14 protein-coding genes are annotated in these 17,154 nt (G+C 30.7%); 4 read left to right on the top strand and 10 right to left on the bottom strand.

The window, feature by feature from the left end; all coding sequences use genetic code 11:
- Positions 1-63: 63 nt before the first annotated feature.
- From glmM to ABNT65_RS02465, 8 genes are all read right to left on the bottom strand, one after another.
- Complete coding sequence (gene glmM / locus ABNT65_RS02500; RefSeq protein WP_348747084.1) at positions 64-1,455, bottom strand: phosphoglucosamine mutase; 1,392 nt, start codon at positions 1,453-1,455, stop codon at positions 64-66.
- A 156-nt stretch (positions 1,456-1,611) separates the two neighbouring features.
- Positions 1,612-3,015 (bottom strand): hypothetical protein, encoded by a 1,404-nt coding sequence (locus ABNT65_RS02495; protein WP_348736431.1) that lies wholly within the window; start codon positions 3,013-3,015, stop codon positions 1,612-1,614.
- A gap of 323 nt (positions 3,016-3,338) precedes the next feature.
- On the bottom strand, positions 3,339-5,108 hold the full coding sequence (gene rpsA / locus ABNT65_RS02490) for a 30S ribosomal protein S1 (protein WP_348702063.1): 1,770 nt from the start codon (positions 5,106-5,108) through the stop codon (positions 3,339-3,341).
- A gap of 180 nt (positions 5,109-5,288) precedes the next feature.
- Positions 5,289-5,900, bottom strand: coding sequence for a YigZ family protein (locus ABNT65_RS02485; protein WP_348702064.1), 612 nt, complete (start codon positions 5,898-5,900; stop codon positions 5,289-5,291).
- Positions 5,900-6,760 carry an EamA family transporter gene (locus ABNT65_RS02480; protein WP_348736429.1) on the bottom strand — a complete coding sequence of 287 codons (861 nt, stop codon included), beginning with the start codon at positions 6,758-6,760 and terminating at the stop codon, positions 5,900-5,902. The genes ABNT65_RS02485 and ABNT65_RS02480 overlap by 1 nt, the downstream gene beginning before the upstream one ends.
- A 1-nt stretch (position 6,761) precedes the next feature.
- Positions 6,762-7,370, bottom strand: coding sequence for an HAD-IA family hydrolase (locus ABNT65_RS02475; protein WP_348736427.1), 609 nt, complete (start codon positions 7,368-7,370; stop codon positions 6,762-6,764).
- Complete coding sequence (gene ribD / locus ABNT65_RS02470) at positions 7,363-8,409, bottom strand: bifunctional diaminohydroxyphosphoribosylaminopyrimidine deaminase/5-amino-6-(5-phosphoribosylamino)uracil reductase RibD (RefSeq protein WP_348747083.1); 1,047 nt, start codon at positions 8,407-8,409, stop codon at positions 7,363-7,365. The genes ABNT65_RS02475 and ribD overlap by 8 nt, the downstream gene beginning before the upstream one ends.
- A gap of 3 nt (positions 8,410-8,412) precedes the next feature.
- Entirely contained in the window at positions 8,413-8,874 is a 462-nt protein-coding gene (locus tag ABNT65_RS02465) for an LEA type 2 family protein (RefSeq protein ID WP_348702068.1), read from the bottom strand.
- A 50-nt stretch (positions 8,875-8,924) separates the two neighbouring features.
- On the opposite strand from ABNT65_RS02465, the gene ABNT65_RS02460 reads away from it, so the two are divergent.
- The 3 genes from ABNT65_RS02460 (at position 8,925) to lysA (ending at position 11,610) form a co-directional block, all read left to right on the top strand.
- Positions 8,925-9,416 carry a GNAT family N-acetyltransferase gene (locus ABNT65_RS02460; protein WP_348702069.1) on the top strand — a complete coding sequence of 164 codons (492 nt, stop codon included), beginning with the start codon at positions 8,925-8,927 and terminating at the stop codon, positions 9,414-9,416.
- Between the two features lie 28 nt (positions 9,417-9,444).
- Positions 9,445-10,287 carry a peptide chain release factor N(5)-glutamine methyltransferase gene (gene prmC, locus ABNT65_RS02455; RefSeq protein ID WP_348747082.1) on the top strand — a complete coding sequence of 281 codons (843 nt, stop codon included), beginning with the start codon at positions 9,445-9,447 and terminating at the stop codon, positions 10,285-10,287.
- 117 nt (positions 10,288-10,404) lie between these two features.
- Complete coding sequence (gene lysA, locus ABNT65_RS02450) at positions 10,405-11,610, top strand: diaminopimelate decarboxylase (RefSeq protein WP_348747081.1); 1,206 nt, start codon at positions 10,405-10,407, stop codon at positions 11,608-11,610.
- 462 nt (positions 11,611-12,072) lie between these two features.
- On the opposite strand, the gene carB is transcribed toward lysA, so the two are convergent.
- Both carB and rpmH read right to left on the bottom strand, forming a co-directional pair.
- Complete coding sequence (carB, locus tag ABNT65_RS02445) at positions 12,073-14,925, bottom strand: carbamoyl-phosphate synthase large subunit (RefSeq protein WP_348747080.1); 2,853 nt, start codon at positions 14,923-14,925, stop codon at positions 12,073-12,075.
- 106 nt (positions 14,926-15,031) lie between these two features.
- Positions 15,032-15,193: a 50S ribosomal protein L34 gene (rpmH, locus tag ABNT65_RS02440; RefSeq protein ID WP_348702075.1), complete on the bottom strand. Its 162-nt coding sequence runs from the start codon at positions 15,191-15,193 to the stop codon at positions 15,032-15,034.
- A gap of 220 nt (positions 15,194-15,413) precedes the next feature.
- Here rpmH and ABNT65_RS02435 point away from each other — a divergent pair, with 220 nt between their 5' ends.
- Entirely contained in the window at positions 15,414-17,027 is a 1,614-nt protein-coding gene (locus ABNT65_RS02435) for a CTP synthase (RefSeq protein WP_348702076.1), read from the top strand.
- Positions 17,028-17,154 lie beyond the last annotated feature (127 nt).

The raw sequence follows: 17,154 nt of genomic DNA, 5'->3' as shown, positions 1-17,154 counted from the left end.
CTTATTTATAAACACCTCTCCTTTATTTATAAAAAAGTTTAATAAACAATCAACTTTCCATATTTAATCAATAATAGCTTGAATTTCTTTTATAAATCTTTCTGCTAAATTATCTGCCTGTTCTTGAGACTTAGATTCTGTATAGATTCTAATTATTGGTTCTGTGTTAGATTTTCTTAAATGAATCCATTCTTCAGTAAAGTCAATTTTTACTCCATCAATTGTATTCACTTCTTCATTTTTATACTTTTCAGCCATCTGAACTAATAATTCATCCACATTTATCTTGGGAGTTAACTGAATTTTATTTTTACTCATAAAATAGCTTGGATAACTATCTCTTAACTCTTTACAGGAAACTTTCTTTTTAGCTAAATGCGATAAAAATAAAGCTATACCAACTAATGAATCTCTACCATAGTGAGAATCAGGATAAATAATACCTCCATTTCCTTCTCCTCCTATAACTGTACCCGTTTCTTTCATTTTTTTCACGACATTAACTTCACCTACTGCACTAGCTGTATAAACACCCCCATGCTTTTCGGTAACATCTCTTAATGCCCTTGAAGAAGATAAATTTGATACTGTATTTCCGCCACCTAGCTTCCCTAAAACATAGTCAGCACAAGCAACTAATGTATATTCTTCTCCAAACATAGAACCATCTTCCGATATTAAAGCTAAACGATCAACATCTGGGTCTACAACAATTCCGAAATCCGCTTTCTTTTTTACTACCAATTCAGATATATCTGTTAAATGCTCTTTTAGTGGTTCTGGATTATGAGGAAACTCTCCATTAGGCTCACAATATAATTTAATACATTTTACTCCTAATTCTTCCAACAACATTGGTACCGCAATCCCCCCTGTAGAATTAACACCATCAACTACTACTTTAAACTTAGCTTTTTTAATAGCTTTTTTATCTACTAAATCTAACTTTAGAACTTCTTTTATATGCTTTTTAATGTAATTCTTTTTCTTTTTATAGATTCCTAAACCATCAACCTCAGCAAACTGTAAATCAGCACTATCAGCTAACCTTAAAACTTCTGCTCCATCTTCACCATCAATAAACTCTCCTTTTTCATTTAATAGTTTTAAGGCATTCCATTGTTTAGGATTATGTGAAGCTGTTAAAATTATTCCTCCATCTGCTTTTTCTATAGGAACAGCTACTTCAACCGTAGGAGTTGTAGACAATCCTAAATCTAGTACATCTATACCTAGGCCTACTAATGTATTTGCCACTAAACTAGTAATCATTTTACCTGAAATTCGAGCATCTCTTCCGATAACTATTTTTACTTTTTTCTTTCCTTTATTTTTATTTAAAATAAAAGTTCCATAAGCTGCAGCAAACTTAACTGCATCAATTGGAGTTAAATTATTTCCAATTCTTCCACCAATTGTCCCTCGAATTCCTGATATAGATTTGATTAATGTCATATTAACTTCTTAAAATTTATAACAAATATAATAGTATTCTAAGAATCTGGAATCACAATTTGTTTAATATGATGTAACTTTTGTTACATTATAACAGATATAAAAAAAACGTTGGAAGTACAACGTTTTTTTTTATAAATGACTTTGTTTAAACTATTAATTATCTAGTTTATACACTAACTTTTTTTCTTCTTTACCTTCAATACAAACAGTTTTTACTAGGTTGAACCCTTTAGGGAGGTTTTTCATAATCATTGTTGGGTTATACAGTTCAACTTCACTTAAATCTTTTAACTTATAATGATTAGAAATTGTAGCACCAAAACTCAACACGACTCCTGAAACATATTTTTTATTCTCTGGAAAATTACAGTTATATGCTTTTTCTTTTGATAATTGCAATATTTTTACAGCTGTATAATATGGATGATTCTGAACTAACTCTTTAGATGAATAGGACTCAAAAATCGTATTATAATCATTACAATCTACAAACTGATAGTCAAATCCTTTTTGATACTTTAAAGTATTCCCCTTTATACTCATAAAAGTCTGATTTTTTCGCTTATTATATGGTTCATAAAGACTTTCAACTGTCCCTAAAACTCTATTATAGTCTGTCTGCATTCTTTCTTTTATTATTTTTCTCATTCTATCACCTTGACCTTTTGTAAACATCGCATTCTTAAGAGATCTACAAGGCAAAATATTTGCACTCATAAAATTATTGGTTGGTAAATACGAATAATCAATTCCGCATTTAGTTTTTGATTTATTCCCTGTATATGTTATACAATCACTTCCTATTTCAGCAGCTTTGTATATTAGAGAAGGCCTTGTGTCATCTACCAAATCATTCTGAACAACCAAATCACAATTTTCACTTGTTGACCTATAATGTGTATGATGTAATAGAAAATTATGAGCAACCTCATGAGGTAAACTAGAAGTTAATAAGTATTCATCTTCTATAACTGAGTTGGTACCTGGTTTATCTGCAATCCCAACAAGAGGTGAATCATCATATTGGCTATAACGGATAGTTGAAGCTATGAAGATGTTTAAACTATTCTCCTTATAAACATTAAGACTTTTGGCATAATCTACTAATTGACCAAAAGTTCTTCTTCCTCTTAAGTACACTACAGAACGCCATGTGCTATCTATATTTCCATGTCCTTGATATTTAAAAAATATCTTGAACGGATTAAATGTTTTATTCAAAATAGCAACAGCTTCTTGAATATCATCTTCTGAAATTGGAAATGACCTAGAGCCTCCGTTTTCATTTAAAATGTGAAAATAAATGTTAAAAACGTAAATTTCACCATTATCAATAGGTATATGACTTTGATTAAGTCCTAGCCCTTTTCCATTGTCAATATAATTTTTAGATTCAATACACCTAGGTAAGGAAATAAAATTTTTACTGACATAATCTTCTACTTCATTTAATTTTAGCTTTTCTTCTTCTAACAACTGTTGAATTTCTCCTTGGGGGAAAATCTGGATACTGCACAAAATTAACAGTATCACAAATAAATTTCTTGCTCTTTTCATTAGATATAAGTTTTTAAGTTAAACTGGGGGGATGGGGGGATGAAACTTTTAAACTTTATATTTTCAGACAAGATAAACGAGTAAAATTCTAACTAGTATTTTTCGTTATTGTTTATTTTTCATTAAGTCAAAACTGGTTAAAAATTAATACAAGGATTCTTTTCAGCATAATATTCCAAAGATATTGGTTAGCAGCTACTTATAAATTTAATCATTTTTTTTATAAAAAAACAGAAATCGCTAATGTTTTTTGAAAACTTTTCAAAACAACAAAAAACCCGTTGTAAAACAACGGGTTTTTTTATAGATTGTAAAATGGATTTTTATTTTCCTTCCATCTTTTTCTTTAACTCTGCTAAGCCTCCAATATCTCCTAAAGTAGTTTTTTCTACCTCTTGAGCTTTTTTAGCCGCAGCTTTAACATTTCTTTGCTCTTCTTCTCTAAAGATAGACGAGTGAGAAACAACAATTCTACGGTATTCCTTGCTAAATTCTACTACTTGGAATTTAACAGTTTCACCTTTTCCTAACTTTCCACCTTCTTCTTTATCTAAATAACGAGACGGTGCAAAAGCCTCTACTCCATCAGCAAAAGCAACTGTAGCTCCTTTATCATTCTTCTCTTTTACAGTACCTTCATGAACAGATCCGATAGCATAAGTTGTTTCATGAGCATCCCATGGATTATCTTGAGTTTGCTTATGACCTAAGTTTAACTTACGGTTTTCAACATCTAGTTCTAATACTTGAACCTCTAACTTATCACCAACTGTTACAAAATCAGATGGGTGCTTAATTTTCTTAGTCCAAGATAAATCAGAAATATATACTAATCCATCAATTCCTTCTTCTAATTCAATAAATACACCAAAATTAGTATAATTACGAACTGTTCCTGAATGCTTAGAACCAACTGGGTATTTAGTTGTAATATCAGTCCAAGGATCTGGGTGTAATTGCTTCATACCTAAAGACATTTTACGCTCCTCGCGATCTAATGTTAAGATTTGAGCCTCTACTTCATCTCCAACTGTTACAAAATCTTGAGCTGAACGTAAGTGCGTAGACCAAGACATTTCAGATACGTGGATTAAACCTTCTACTCCATCTTCAACTTCTACAAATGCTCCATAATCAGCTAAAACAACTACTTTACCTTTAACAGTATCTCCAACTTTTAATTCTGGATTTAATGCTTCCCATGGGTGAGCAGATAATTGCTTTAATCCTAATTGAATTCTTGACTTGTTATCATCAAAGTCTAAAATTACAACGTTTAATTTTTGATCTAACTCAACAACTTCATTTGGATGGTTGATACGAGACCAAGATAAATCAGTAATATGAATTAATCCGTCAACACCACCTAAGTCAACAAATACACCATAAGAAGTTACATTCTTAACAACTCCTTCTAATACTTGTCCTTTTTCTAATTGACCGATAATTTCACGTTTTTGATCTTCTAAATCAGCTTCAATTAACGCTTTATGAGATACAACTACGTTCTTAAATTCATGGTTAATCTTAACAACCTTGAATTCCATAGTTTTTTCAACATATTGATCGTAATCACGGATAGGCTTCACGTCGATTTGAGAACCTGGTAAGAAAGCTTCAATACCAAATACATCTACAATCATACCTCCACGTGTTCTACACTTAACAAAACCATTAACGATTTCTCCAGTTTCGTGTGCATTATTAACACGATCCCAAGCTTTGATTACACGCGCTTTTTTGTGAGATAATACTAATTGACCAGAAGAATCTTCTCTTTTATCAACTAATACTTCTACTTTATCTCCAACAGCTAAATTTGGGTTGTAACGGAACTCATTTAAAGAAATTACACCTTCTGACTTAGAGTTGATATCAATAATAGCATCACGATCAGTAATACGAACTACTAATCCTTCAATTACATCACGCTCATTTACAAAACCTACTGTACCTTCTAAGGCCTTTTCAAATTCTTTTAATTTAGACTCATCAACTTCATCAATACCTTCTTCGTATTTATGCCAGTTAAAAGTTGCTAAAAATTCTGCTGGATTTACAGCTTCTGCTGTTTTTTTTGTTTCTTCAGACATGTCTGAATAAAATTTTGTATCTTTTTGTTAGCCAGATTTTTAACGACACTAACGCTAAGAGAAATTAAACTTATTATAATTCTTTTTACCTTTTTTTAATCTGTTCTCGCAAAAAGGCGTGCAAATGTACGGATTATTAGTCATTTATCCTAACATTAACTCAATAAGTAATTAGGTAAGCTATACTTTCTTTATTTCAACTTTAAAAAGAGAATCAAAAACATTAAAAATTACTTCAGCCTCTTTTTTTCTAACAGAAATTATATACTCACAATCTAACTCTAATTTTTGATTAATAATACTTAAGCTTCTTTCCTTAATAATTCTCTGAACTTTATTCATCATATCGTATCCAAACAATAATTTGAAATGAACATCAATTGTCTTTTCTACAATTTCAGAAGCTTCAATAGCCAATTTAGCTGAGGATCTATATGCATTTATCAAACCTCCAACCCCAAGTTTAGTCCCTCCAAAATAACGTACTGAAACAATTAACACATTTGTTAAATCAAATGCTTGGATTTGTCCATAAATAGGTTGTCCTGCTGAATTACTTGGCTCTCCATCATCATTTGCTCTAAATCTTATACTTTCCGTTCCTATTTGCCATGCATAGCAATGATGTCTTGCTGTATGATGTAACTTTCTAAGCTCCTCTAATCGTTGTTTTACATCATCTTCTGAAAAAACTGGGAAAGCATACCCAAAAAACTTACTGTTCCTATCTTTAAATAACGTTTCTTTAGATGGATTTGTAATTGTTTTATATGTGTCTTTTATATCACTCATTAAGCAATGGTTACTAGTATAATTCCCAGAATAGCTAAACCTACTCCTATCTTATTCTTTGTACTAAAATTTTCTCTAAATAATAAAAGTCCAACTACTGTGGAAAATATTACAACCCCTACATTATTAATAGTAAATAATGTAGAGCTTTCAAAGTTTTTATTTTGAAGTGCTTTTATTAAAAATACTATAGAATAGTAATTCGGAACCCCTAATACAAGCCCAGCTAAAACACTTTTAACTTCAAGTTTTTCTTTAACGACAAACTGTTTCCCTAACAGAATTACTATTCCAAAAAAAGCTGCAAAACCAAATAAACTACCTGAAAAAAAATCAACACCATCCTCTGGAACAAAATTAGTTTCAACATATTTTATTGTAGTATCAATTATCCCTGACCCTAGAAACAAAAGTATTGGTAAAACAATTCCTGCTTTTGTATTTGACCTTTCTTCTTTTACAGAAGATAAGTATACTGCTATTAAAGCTATTAATATTCCTAAAACTTTAAGTATGGTAATACTTTCATTGTATAATACTATTCCAAAAACAATAGGAACTACTACCGACATTTTCCCTGCTATGGAAGCTACTGAGACCCCATTATTTTGTGCTGTTTTTGCCATTACAAAAAATATAGTCACGAATAGAAAACCTAAAACGACTGCTCCGTACATCCAAGGTTGAGCATTAATTGTTGCTAATTTTGTATATGCACCTGCAGAAAATATCCCTAAAACAAATGCCACGATATAGTTGACAACTATTGCTTGTAATGTATTTACCTTAAAAACATTGAAATACTTAAATATTACAAATAATGAAGTTGAAAAAACTATACTTAATATTAAGTATATCATATTATAAAAACTCTTTTCTATCTAATAATTTAGTCACATCTTCTTCACCAGGAATGATATTCCATATTTTTATCCCTAAATCTTTAGCAGCTAACGTATTTTCTTCTGTATCATCTATAAAAAAAGTCTCTTCTGCTTTTAATTCATTTTCTTCTAAAACAAATTCATAAATATCCTGATTAGGTTTTCTTAAATGAATTTCATGTGACAAATAAAATTTTTCAAAACAGTTTTTAAACTCATTATATAGTTTTTGTCCCCAATCATTTTGTATCCAAGTAATATGTAAATCATTTGTATTACTTAATAAAAACAAACGGTATTGTTTGTTTTCTGCTAACTCTTTTAAAAACTCAAGTCTATGTAAAGGAAAATCTAAAAGAATAGCATTCCATGCATTAACCAAACTTTGCTTATCCAAATTGAATTTATCATGAAAAAAAGTTACAAACTCATCAGTAGATAGTAATCCCATTTCATACTTATAATAAACCTGCATCATTTCATCTGATACTTCCGTAACCCCAAGTTTCTCTAATTCTTTATAGGTAGCCTGTTTATCAAGATTGATAAACACGTCTCCAAAATCGAAAATGATATTTTTAATCATTCTTATATATTCTTAATATGTCGTTATCTATTTTTTTCTCTTCTATTTGTAAAGCTGAAATATTAGGCTTCTCAACTCCTTTTTTTAGTTTACTATTTCCAATAAAAACGTAAGCTTCATCCCATAAATTAGCATCTATAAAAGTTTGAATAGTTTGCCTTCCTCCTTCAATAATCACAGATTGTATTTTATATTTTTGTAAAACTTCACATATTTGATTAGACAATTCTTGTGCAAAATCAATAGATTCAACAATTATCTTTTCTGACAAACTTAAATTATTCTCTTTATCAATCTGCTTTAAAACAATTGTCTTTATACTAGCATCAAAAACATTACTGTTTTTAGGGATTTTTAACTCTCTATCTAGAATAATTCGCACAGGATTATTACCATACCAACTACGCACATTCAACTTAGGGTTATCATCTAAAACTGTATTTGTTCCCACTAATATTGCATGTTCTTCAGCTCTAAATTTATGTACTAATTGCTGAGAATAAGAATTAGATATCCAAACCGGATTTCTACTATCTTTGGTTTCAGGCGCTATAAATCCATCTTTAGATTCTGCCCATTTTAAAATTATATATGGTCTCTGCTTATTTTGAACGGCAAAAAACCTTTTATGTTGGTTGAAACACTCTTCTTCTAAAACACCTACAACAACATTACACCCTGCTTTCTTCAATCGTTCAATTCCTTTTCCTGCCACTAATGAATTTGTATCCAAACAGCCTATAACTACTTTAGGAATTTTTTTTTCTATAATTAAATCTGCACAAGGTGGTGTTTTTCCATGATGTGAGCATGGCTCAAGTGTTACATAAATTGTTGATTTTTTTAGTAAGTCTTGGTTCTTAACCGAATTTATTGCATTGACTTCCGCATGCGGTCCTCCATAGGGACTTGTATATCCTTCTCCTATTATTTTATTATCATAAACAATAACAGCTCCTACTGATGGATTTGGCCTAGTAGTTCCAATACCATTTTTAGCTAACTGTAAACACCTTTGGATATATTTTTCGTGATTCAAGCTTTACAATTTAATTTTTAATTCCTCTGTTTTATCAATAGTATACGTATGAGAAAAGCCTAAAACTTTGTACTTTAAATCTCCTTTCAATTGAATTTTTAAACGCTGACTTAACAAAGAAGAAATAATCCCTCCTAAAACTCCATTCTTGTTATTTTCAAAAACTTTTTTAGTAGGAATTACTACCTTTAAAGGTAGAGCAAACTCTTTTTTTGCAGGTACTTTAAACTCTTCTGAAAATACTTCTGCAACTTCTACTCCATCAACAATTACCTTTATTCCATCTGTTGCTATCTTCCCTCCAATATCATTAGGGTTTCCAAAATAAGCGTTTGCACCTATTTTTAAGGTATCTGCTCTCATTGATAAAAACTCAACATCATCTACTTTTAAAAAAATAGGCTTTTCTTTCACTGTACAACTCACTAAGAATATAACGGATAAAAAACAGATAACATTTTTCATTTGTATAATTGTTTTTTGGTAATTTGCTCTCGCAAAAATACTATATTCCTATGACTCCTTCTGATTTTATTATTAGAGATATTAAACCAGGTGATAATAAACAAATAGCTACCGTTATTCGTTCTGTTCTCATTGAATTTGGTGTACCTAAAGTAGGAACTGCTTATGAGGATGAAGCTACCGACGCTATGTTTGAAGCTTATCAAGAAAAAAACACTAATTATTATGTTGTAGAATACAATAATAAAATAGTTGGCGGAGCTGGTTATGCTAAGCTTGATAATTTTGATGGTAATGTTTGTGAGCTTCAAAAAATGTACTTTTTACCAATTACAAGAGGAAAAGGGCTCGGCTCAAAATTAATAGAACATTGTTTACTAAATGCTAAGAAAAATGGTTATGAAAAATGCTATTTAGAAACTATGCCGTATATGGAAGCGGCACGAAACTTATATAAAAAGAATGGTTTTTTAAATATTGATAAACCCATGGGAAATACTGGACATTACTCTTGTAATGTTTGGATGTTAAAAGATTTGTAAACTGTTTTAAATTAATATAAACTGAAGCATGAGATTAAAGGAATACAGAATATCTTTTAACAATCAACTAATATCTATATATCCACAAACAGAAATAGATACTTTTTTCTTTTATTTAATTGAGGAATACTTAGGATTACATCGTATTGACTACTCCTTACAACCTAACTTTGAAATACCTGAGAATAAACAAATTTTATTCAACACAGCTATTGAACGTCTCTTAAAAGAGGAACCTATTCAATATATACTTGGCAAAACAGAGTTTTATGGCCTCACTTTTAAAGTTACAACTGATACTTTGATTCCACGTCCAGAAACCGAAGAACTAGTTGAATGGATTTTAAAAGACACAATTGAAAACGCAAATATGCTTGACATAGGTACTGGTACTGGCTGTATTCCTATTAGCCTAAAAAAACATTTACCCAAAGCAACTGTTAGTGCCATTGATATTTCTTATAAAGCATTAGAAGTAGCGAAACAAAATGCAAAAATTAATAATACTTCTATCCAGTTTATAGAATCTGATATTTTAAAAATTAATAATTTACCAAATACATTTGATGTAATTGTTTCCAATCCTCCTTATGTAAGAAACTTGGAAAAAACTGAGATTAAAAATAATGTTCTAAACAATGAACCTCATTTGGCTTTGTTTGTTGAGGATAAAAACCCTTTAATTTTTTATAAGAAAATTGCAGATTTAGCTACTAAACATCTCAAAAAAGGTGGTTTTTTGTTTTTTGAAATAAATCAATATCTAGGAAAAGAAACAGTTGAAATGCTAGCTATTAAAGGTTTTAAGCATATTGAATTAAAGAAAGATCTATTTGGAAATGATAGAATGATAAAAGCTTCCTTAATATAATACAGAAATAAGTCTTTAATTTATTTTTACAAAAAAACAGATTGTGTTTATTTCTTTTAATTAATTTGAGCTAACACAACCCTTTTCTACATTTGACACCGTAAAACAGTTTATAAAATGAATAGAAAAGACTTATTAAAGTTGGCAGACACTTATGGGTGTCCTTTGTATGTTTATGATACAGATGTGATTATTAATCAATATAAGAAAATCACCAATGCTTTTTCTAAGGTTAAAAATGTAAAAATTAATTACGCTACCAAAGCATTATCTAACATTAACATCTTAAAGGTTTTTAATTCTCTTAAAAGTGGATTAGATACCGTTTCTATTCAAGAAGTCAAACTTGGCTTACTTGCTGGATTTGAGCCAAAGAATATTATTTATACCCCAAACGGTGTTTCTTTGCAAGAGATTGAAGAAGTAGCTAAATTAGGTGTTCAAATTAACATTGATAATTTATCTATACTTGAACTATTTGGACAAAAGCACCCAGAAATCCCTGTTTGTATCCGTATCAATCCACATGTTATGGCTGGAGGCAACAGTAAAATATCTGTTGGACATATAGATTCTAAATTTGGTATTTCAATACACCAAGTACCACATATTAAAAGAGTTGTTGAAAATACTGGTATGCGAATTAATGGAATACATATGCATACAGGCTCAGATATTTTAGATATAGATACTTTTTTGCGTGCCACCGAAATATTATTTGAAGTAGCTAAGCAATTTAAAAATATTGATTTTATAGATTTTGGAAGCGGCTTTAAAGTTCCTTATAAAAAAGATGATATTTCAACTAATATTGATGAACTTGGTAAAAAACTATCTACCAGATTTAATGAATTCTGTAAAAATTACGGTAAAGACGTTACGCTAATGTTTGAACCCGGTAAATTTTTAGTTAGTCAGTCTGGTTATTTCTTAGCAAAAGTAAACGTTATCAAGCAAACCACCTCAACTGTCTTTGCTGGTATTGATAGTGGTTTAAATCACTTAATTAGACCAATGTTTTACAACTCTTACCATGAAATTGAAAACATTTCTAATCCAAAAGGAAGAGAACGTTTTTATAGTGTAGTAGGGTATATTTGTGAAACTGACACTTTTGGTTCTAATAGAAGAATTTCAGAAATAGCTGAAGGTGATATTTTATGTTTTCACAATGCTGGCGCTTATTGTTACTCTATGGCTTCCAACTACAATTCAAGGTTTAAACCTGCAGAAGTTATGCTTTACAAAGGTAAAGACTACTTAATTAGAAAAAGAGAAACGTTTGACGATATTTTAAGGAACCAAGAACAAGTTACAATCTAATAAAAAAATTCCAATCTTTTCTCTCGAAGATTGGAATTCCTATACGTTTCATCCCCTTATTTGAAACATATCATACGCTATGCAAAATACCCCTAATTATTTTGCTTAGATCTCAAATATAGTTTATTTTTTTAATTTTAACAAAAAAACATGTTAATAAAATACCATTTTACAATAAAAAAGTATCTATTTTTAAAGATATTACTAACCATACCAGATTAAAAAGCTTATTAAATTTACTGTTATTATTTCTTTACTTTAACTGTAAAGCATATAAAAATAGCTATAAAAATTCAAGCTTTTTTACTTTGAAAACGCCGCTTACCCATAATTTGTTATTTTCTTTAACATAAACAGAAATTATATTAGTAATTATTTGAAATTACAGATGGAAGAAAATACAAACAAAAAAGAGGTTGTTTAAAAGTAAAACAACCTCTTTTTTAATATATTAAAATACTTTTATTTACTTAAGTACATTTTTCGTCTTGAATATAAATCATAAAACTGATCGTCTCGTAAATTATCTATAAACAAAATACTCTCACCAGTACTCTTCATTTCTGGCCCAAGCTTCTTATTTACATTAGGAAATTTATTGAAAGAGAAAACAGGTTGCTTGATTGCAAAACCTTCTAACTGTGGATTGAAATTAAAGTCTGTAACTTTCTTTTCTCTCAACATCACTTTAGTTGCATAATTTACATAAGGCTCCTTATAAGCTTTTGCTATAAAAGGTACTGTCCTTGACGCCCTTGGATTGGCTTCAATTATGTACACCTTATCATCTTTAATAGCGAACTGAATATTTATTAAACCTACAGTATCCAATGCTAATGCAATTGTTTTAGTATATTCTCTAATTTGCTCTAAAACTAACTCTCCTAAATTAAACGCTGGCAAGGTTGCATTTGAGTCTCCTGAGTGAATTCCACAAGGTTCAATATGCTCCATAATACCTATAATATATACATTCTCCCCATCACAAATAGCATCAGCCTCTGCTTCTATAGCTCCTTCTAAATAATGATCTAATAAAAGTTTATTATTAGGTATTTTACGTAATAAATCTACTACATGCTCTAAAAGCTCTTCTTTATTGATTACAATCTTCATTCCTTGTCCTCCTAATACATAAGATGGACGTACTAAAATTGGAAAATCTAATTCATCTGCTAAAGCTAAAGCCTCATCAGCATTCTCAGCAACACCAAATCTTGGGTAAGGTATGTTATTATCTTTTAATAAAGTTGAGAAACTACCTCTATCTTCAGCCAAATCTAATGCTTTGTAGCTAGTTCCAATAATTGGAATACCATAACGATCTAGTTTTTCAGCTAATTTTAATGCTGTTTGACCTCCTAACTGTACGATAACACCTTCTGGCTTCTCATGCTTAATAATATCATAAATATGTTCCCAAAATACTGGTTCAAAGTATAATTTATCCGCTGTATCAAAATCAGTAGAAACAGTTTCAGGGTTACAATTAATCATAATTGTTTCATAACCGCACTCTTTAGCTGCATAAACTCCATGTACACAACAATAATCAAACTCAATACCCTGTCCTATTCTATTTGGTCCTGACCCTAATACAATTATTTTCTTTTTATCAGAAACAACACTCTCATTCGCAGGCTTTTTATCACCATTAGCACTCTCCATTTCATTTTCAAATGTAGAATAATAGTAAGGTGTTTTCGCAGTAAACTCAGCAGCACAAGTATCAACTAATTTATAAACACGTTTAATACTTAATTCTTCACGCTTCTTGTATACTTGACTTTCTAAACAACCTAACATATGTGCTATCTGACGATCACCATATCCTTTTTGCTTCGCTTCTAATAATAGTTCTCTATCTAAATTTTCAATAGAATATTTTGAAATTTCTTGCTCTAATTCATAAAGCTCTTCATACTGCTTTAAGAACCACATATCAATTCTTGTTATTTCATGAATCTTACTTAGAGGCATTCCTATCTGAATAGCATCATAGATAGCAAAAACACGATCCCAAGAAGCAAATTTCAATTTCTCTTTTATCTTATTATAGTCTGTATAACTCTTACCATCTGCACCAATACCATTACGTTTAATCTCTAAAGATTGTGTAGCCTTATGCAATGCTTCCTGGAAAGAACGTCCAATCCCCATTACTTCACCTACTGCTTTCATTTGTAAACCTAAAGTTCTATCCGAACCTTCAAACTTATCAAAATTCCAACGTGGAATTTTCACAATTACATAATCCAAAGTAGGCTCAAACAACGCTGATGTTGATTTCGTAATTTGATTATCTAGCTCATCTAATGTATATCCCATTGCTAATTTCGCAGCTATCTTTGCAATTGGATACCCAGTTGCTTTTGAAGCCAATGCTGATGAACGTGATACACGTGGATTAATTTCAATAGCAATAATCTCTTCTTTTTCATCTGGCGATACAGCAAACTGAACATTACAGCCTCCTGCAAACTCACCAATAGATCGCATCATTTTTATAGCCATATCTCTCATTTTCTGATACGTTTTATCAGAAAGTGTCATAGCTGGCGCAACCGTAATAGAATCTCCTGTATGGATTCCCATTGGATCCATATTTTCAATAGAACAGATAATAACTACATTATCATTATCATCACGAAGTAATTCTAACTCAAACTCCTTCCATCCCATCATTGCTTTATCAATCATTACCTCATGGATTGGAGAGATTTCCAACCCTCTAGTTAATGATTTTTCAAACTCCTCTTCATTATAAACAATTGAAGCTCCTGCTCCTCCTAAGGTAAATGAAGCTCTAATACATAATGGAAAACCAAATTCTTGAGCTATTTCCTTACCTTTCAAATAAGATGTCGCTGTAGCCTGAGGCGCCATAGGAATACCTATCTGCGTCATTAACTCTCTAAACTTCTCCCTGTCCTCTGTAATGTTTATCGCATCAATATCTACTCCTATAATCTCAACTCCAAAATCTTCCCATATTCCTTTTTCATCTGCCTCGATACATAAATTTAATGCAGTTTGCCCTCCCATAGTAGGTAATACTGCATCAATTTGAGGATGATCTTTTAATATTTGAATTAATGATTTGGTAGTTAAAGGCAAAAGATAAACATGATCCGCCATAGATGGATCTGTCATAATAGTTGCTGGGTTAGAATTGATTAAAATAGTTTCAATTCCATCCTCGCGTAAAGAACGCAAGGCCTGAGATCCAGAATAATCAAATTCACATGCTTGACCAATTACAATTGGTCCTGATCCGATAATTAAAATTGACTTAAGGTCTTGTCTTTTTGGCATTACTTAATTTTCTTGTATAGTTGTGTGTAAAAAAATTTTGTTATGGTATAAAAAAAAGGTGCTACTAATAAAAAGTAACACCTCTATATGAATGATAGTAATATCATTATTTCTTAGGTCTTGCCTCAGATGAAACAGTTAATTTCTTTCTTCCTTTTGCTCTTCTTCTAGCTAGTACTTTTCTACCGTTAGCAGAAGCCATTCTTTCTCTGAAACCGTGTTTGTTTCTTCTCTTACGTTTTGATGGTTGATACGTTCTTTTACTCATTACAGTATATCTTTAAAATCTTCTTTAAAAAAATGTTTTGCTTTTGTGAAATTCCGTCTGCTAAAAGCGTGGGCAAATATACAACAGTTTTTTTGTTCCGCAAATCCAAATTCATTTTTTTTTGATAATTATTTTTTAACTTCAAAAATACATCTTTTTTCATTTTTTTTGTTTGCTGAATTTATTAGACTTCTTACTTTTGCGCAAACCTAACAACACCATGAACAATACTAAATATGTTTTTGTTACAGGAGGTGTAACTTCATCTCTTGGTAAAGGAATAATTGCAGCTTCTTTAGCTAAACTATTACAAGAAAGAGGATATTCTGTAACCATACAAAAACTTGACCCATACATTAACATTGATCCAGGAACTTTAAATCCTTACGAACATGGAGAGTGTTATGTAACCGATGACGGAGCCGAAACTGACTTAGATTTAGGTCATTACGAACGATTCTTAAACATTCCTACTTCTCAAGCTAACAATGTAACTACAGGAAGAATATATCAGTCTGTAATAAATAAAGAACGCAAAGGTGAATTTTTAGGTAAAACCGTTCAAGTAATCCCTCATATTACAGACGAAATAAAACATCGTATCCAAATTTTAGGGAATACCGGTGACTATGATATTGTTATTACTGAAATAGGCGGAACTATTGGTGATATTGAATCTTTACCTTATGTTGAAGCTGTTAGACAAATGCAATGGGAATTAGGTGAAGAAAATGCTATTGTTATTCACTTAACCTTAATTCCTTATTTATCTGCTGCTGGTGAATTAAAAACTAAACCTACGCAACATTCTGTTAAAATGTTAATGCAAAGTGGTATAAGCCCTAATATCCTTGTATGCCGTTCTGAACATGAAATTAATGATACTATTAAACGTAAATTGGCTTTATTTTGTAATGTAAAGCAGCAAGACGTTATTCAATCATTAGACGCTGAGACTATTTATGATGTTCCTAATTTAATGTTCCAAGAAGGTTTAGATTATGTTGTTTTAGATAAATTACGTTTATCTACAAGAAAACAACCTAAATTAAAAAATTGGAATAAGTTTTTAGACAAGCATAAAAACCCTACGTCTACTATTGAAATTGGATTGGTTGGTAAATATGTAGAATTACACGACTCATATAAATCTATTACAGAAGCATTTATTCATGCTGGAGCTGCTAACAAAACAAAAGTAAATGTACGTTGGATACATTCAGAAGAATTAACTCCTGAAAATGCCGTTAGTATGCTTTCTGGACTTAATGGTGTATTAGTTGCACCTGGCTTTGGAGATAGAGGTATTGAAGGAAAAATAGCAGCAGTTCAATATGTTAGAGAAAACAATATTCCTTTTTTAGGTATTTGCTTAGGAATGCAGATGGCTGTTATAGAATTTGCTAGAAATATTTTAGGTTTTCAAGATGCCAACTCTACAGAAATGAATTCAAAAGTTAAGTATCCTGTAATTAATTTAATGGAAGAACAAAAGGAGGTTACTGAAAAAGGAGGAACTATGCGTTTAGGTGCTTGGGACTGTCAATTAACTCAAGATTCTAAAGTTTTTGAAGCATACAAAGATGAGTTAATTAGTGAACGTCACCGCCATAGATATGAGTTTAACAACAAGTTTAAAAAACAAATTGAAGAAGCTGGTATGAAGGCTACAGGAATAAACCCTAAAACTGGGTTAGTTGAAATTGTAGAAATACCTTCTCACCCATGGTTTGTTGGAGTTCAATACCATCCAGAATATAAAAGTACCGTTTTAAATCCGCATCCTTTATTTGTAAACTTTATAAAGGCAGCCTTAAAACAGTCTAAAAAATAAATTTCAAAATCCTGCATATGAATTGCAGGATTTTTTTTGTGTTTTGGAATAGCCTTTGAGCTACTAACCATAATAAAATTAATCAGAAGAAAACTAAGTAAAATAATGCTAGTTTTACTACATTTGT

It is taken from the genome of Tenacibaculum sp. 190524A02b, assembly GCF_964036645.1.
In the GTDB taxonomy this organism is placed as follows: domain Bacteria; phylum Bacteroidota; class Bacteroidia; order Flavobacteriales; family Flavobacteriaceae; genus Polaribacter; species Polaribacter vairaonense.
This window is presented reverse-complemented; position numbering and strand designations above follow the sequence as displayed.

Excerpts from the sequence above, each read along its gene's own strand:
- rpmH (WP_348702075.1), bottom strand. The coding sequence starts at position 15,193 with ATGAGTAAAAGAACGTATCAACCATCAAAACGTAAGAGAAGAAACAAA.
- ABNT65_RS02465 (WP_348702068.1), bottom strand. The coding sequence starts at position 8,874 with ATGAAAAATGTTATCTGTTTTTTATCCGTTATATTCTTAGTGAGTTGT.
- carB (WP_348747080.1), bottom strand. The coding sequence starts at position 14,925 with ATGCCAAAAAGACAAGACCTTAAGTCAATTTTAATTATCGGATCAGGA.
- ABNT65_RS02475 (WP_348736427.1), bottom strand. The coding sequence starts at position 7,370 with ATGATTAAAAATATCATTTTCGATTTTGGAGACGTGTTTATCAATCTT.
- glmM (WP_348747084.1), bottom strand. The coding sequence starts at position 1,455 with ATGACATTAATCAAATCTATATCAGGAATTCGAGGGACAATTGGTGGA.
- ABNT65_RS02485 (WP_348702064.1), bottom strand. The coding sequence starts at position 5,900 with ATGAGTGATATAAAAGACACATATAAAACAATTACAAATCCATCTAAA.
- rpsA (WP_348702063.1), bottom strand. The coding sequence starts at position 5,108 with ATGTCTGAAGAAACAAAAAAAACAGCAGAAGCTGTAAATCCAGCAGAA.
- ABNT65_RS02460 (WP_348702069.1), top strand. The coding sequence starts at position 8,925 with ATGACTCCTTCTGATTTTATTATTAGAGATATTAAACCAGGTGATAAT.
- ABNT65_RS02495 (WP_348736431.1), bottom strand. The coding sequence starts at position 3,015 with ATGAAAAGAGCAAGAAATTTATTTGTGATACTGTTAATTTTGTGCAGT.
- ABNT65_RS02480 (WP_348736429.1), bottom strand. The coding sequence starts at position 6,760 with ATGATATACTTAATATTAAGTATAGTTTTTTCAACTTCATTATTTGTA.
- ABNT65_RS02435 (WP_348702076.1), top strand. The coding sequence starts at position 15,414 with ATGAACAATACTAAATATGTTTTTGTTACAGGAGGTGTAACTTCATCT.
- prmC (WP_348747082.1), top strand. The coding sequence starts at position 9,445 with ATGAGATTAAAGGAATACAGAATATCTTTTAACAATCAACTAATATCT.
- lysA (WP_348747081.1), top strand. The coding sequence starts at position 10,405 with ATGAATAGAAAAGACTTATTAAAGTTGGCAGACACTTATGGGTGTCCT.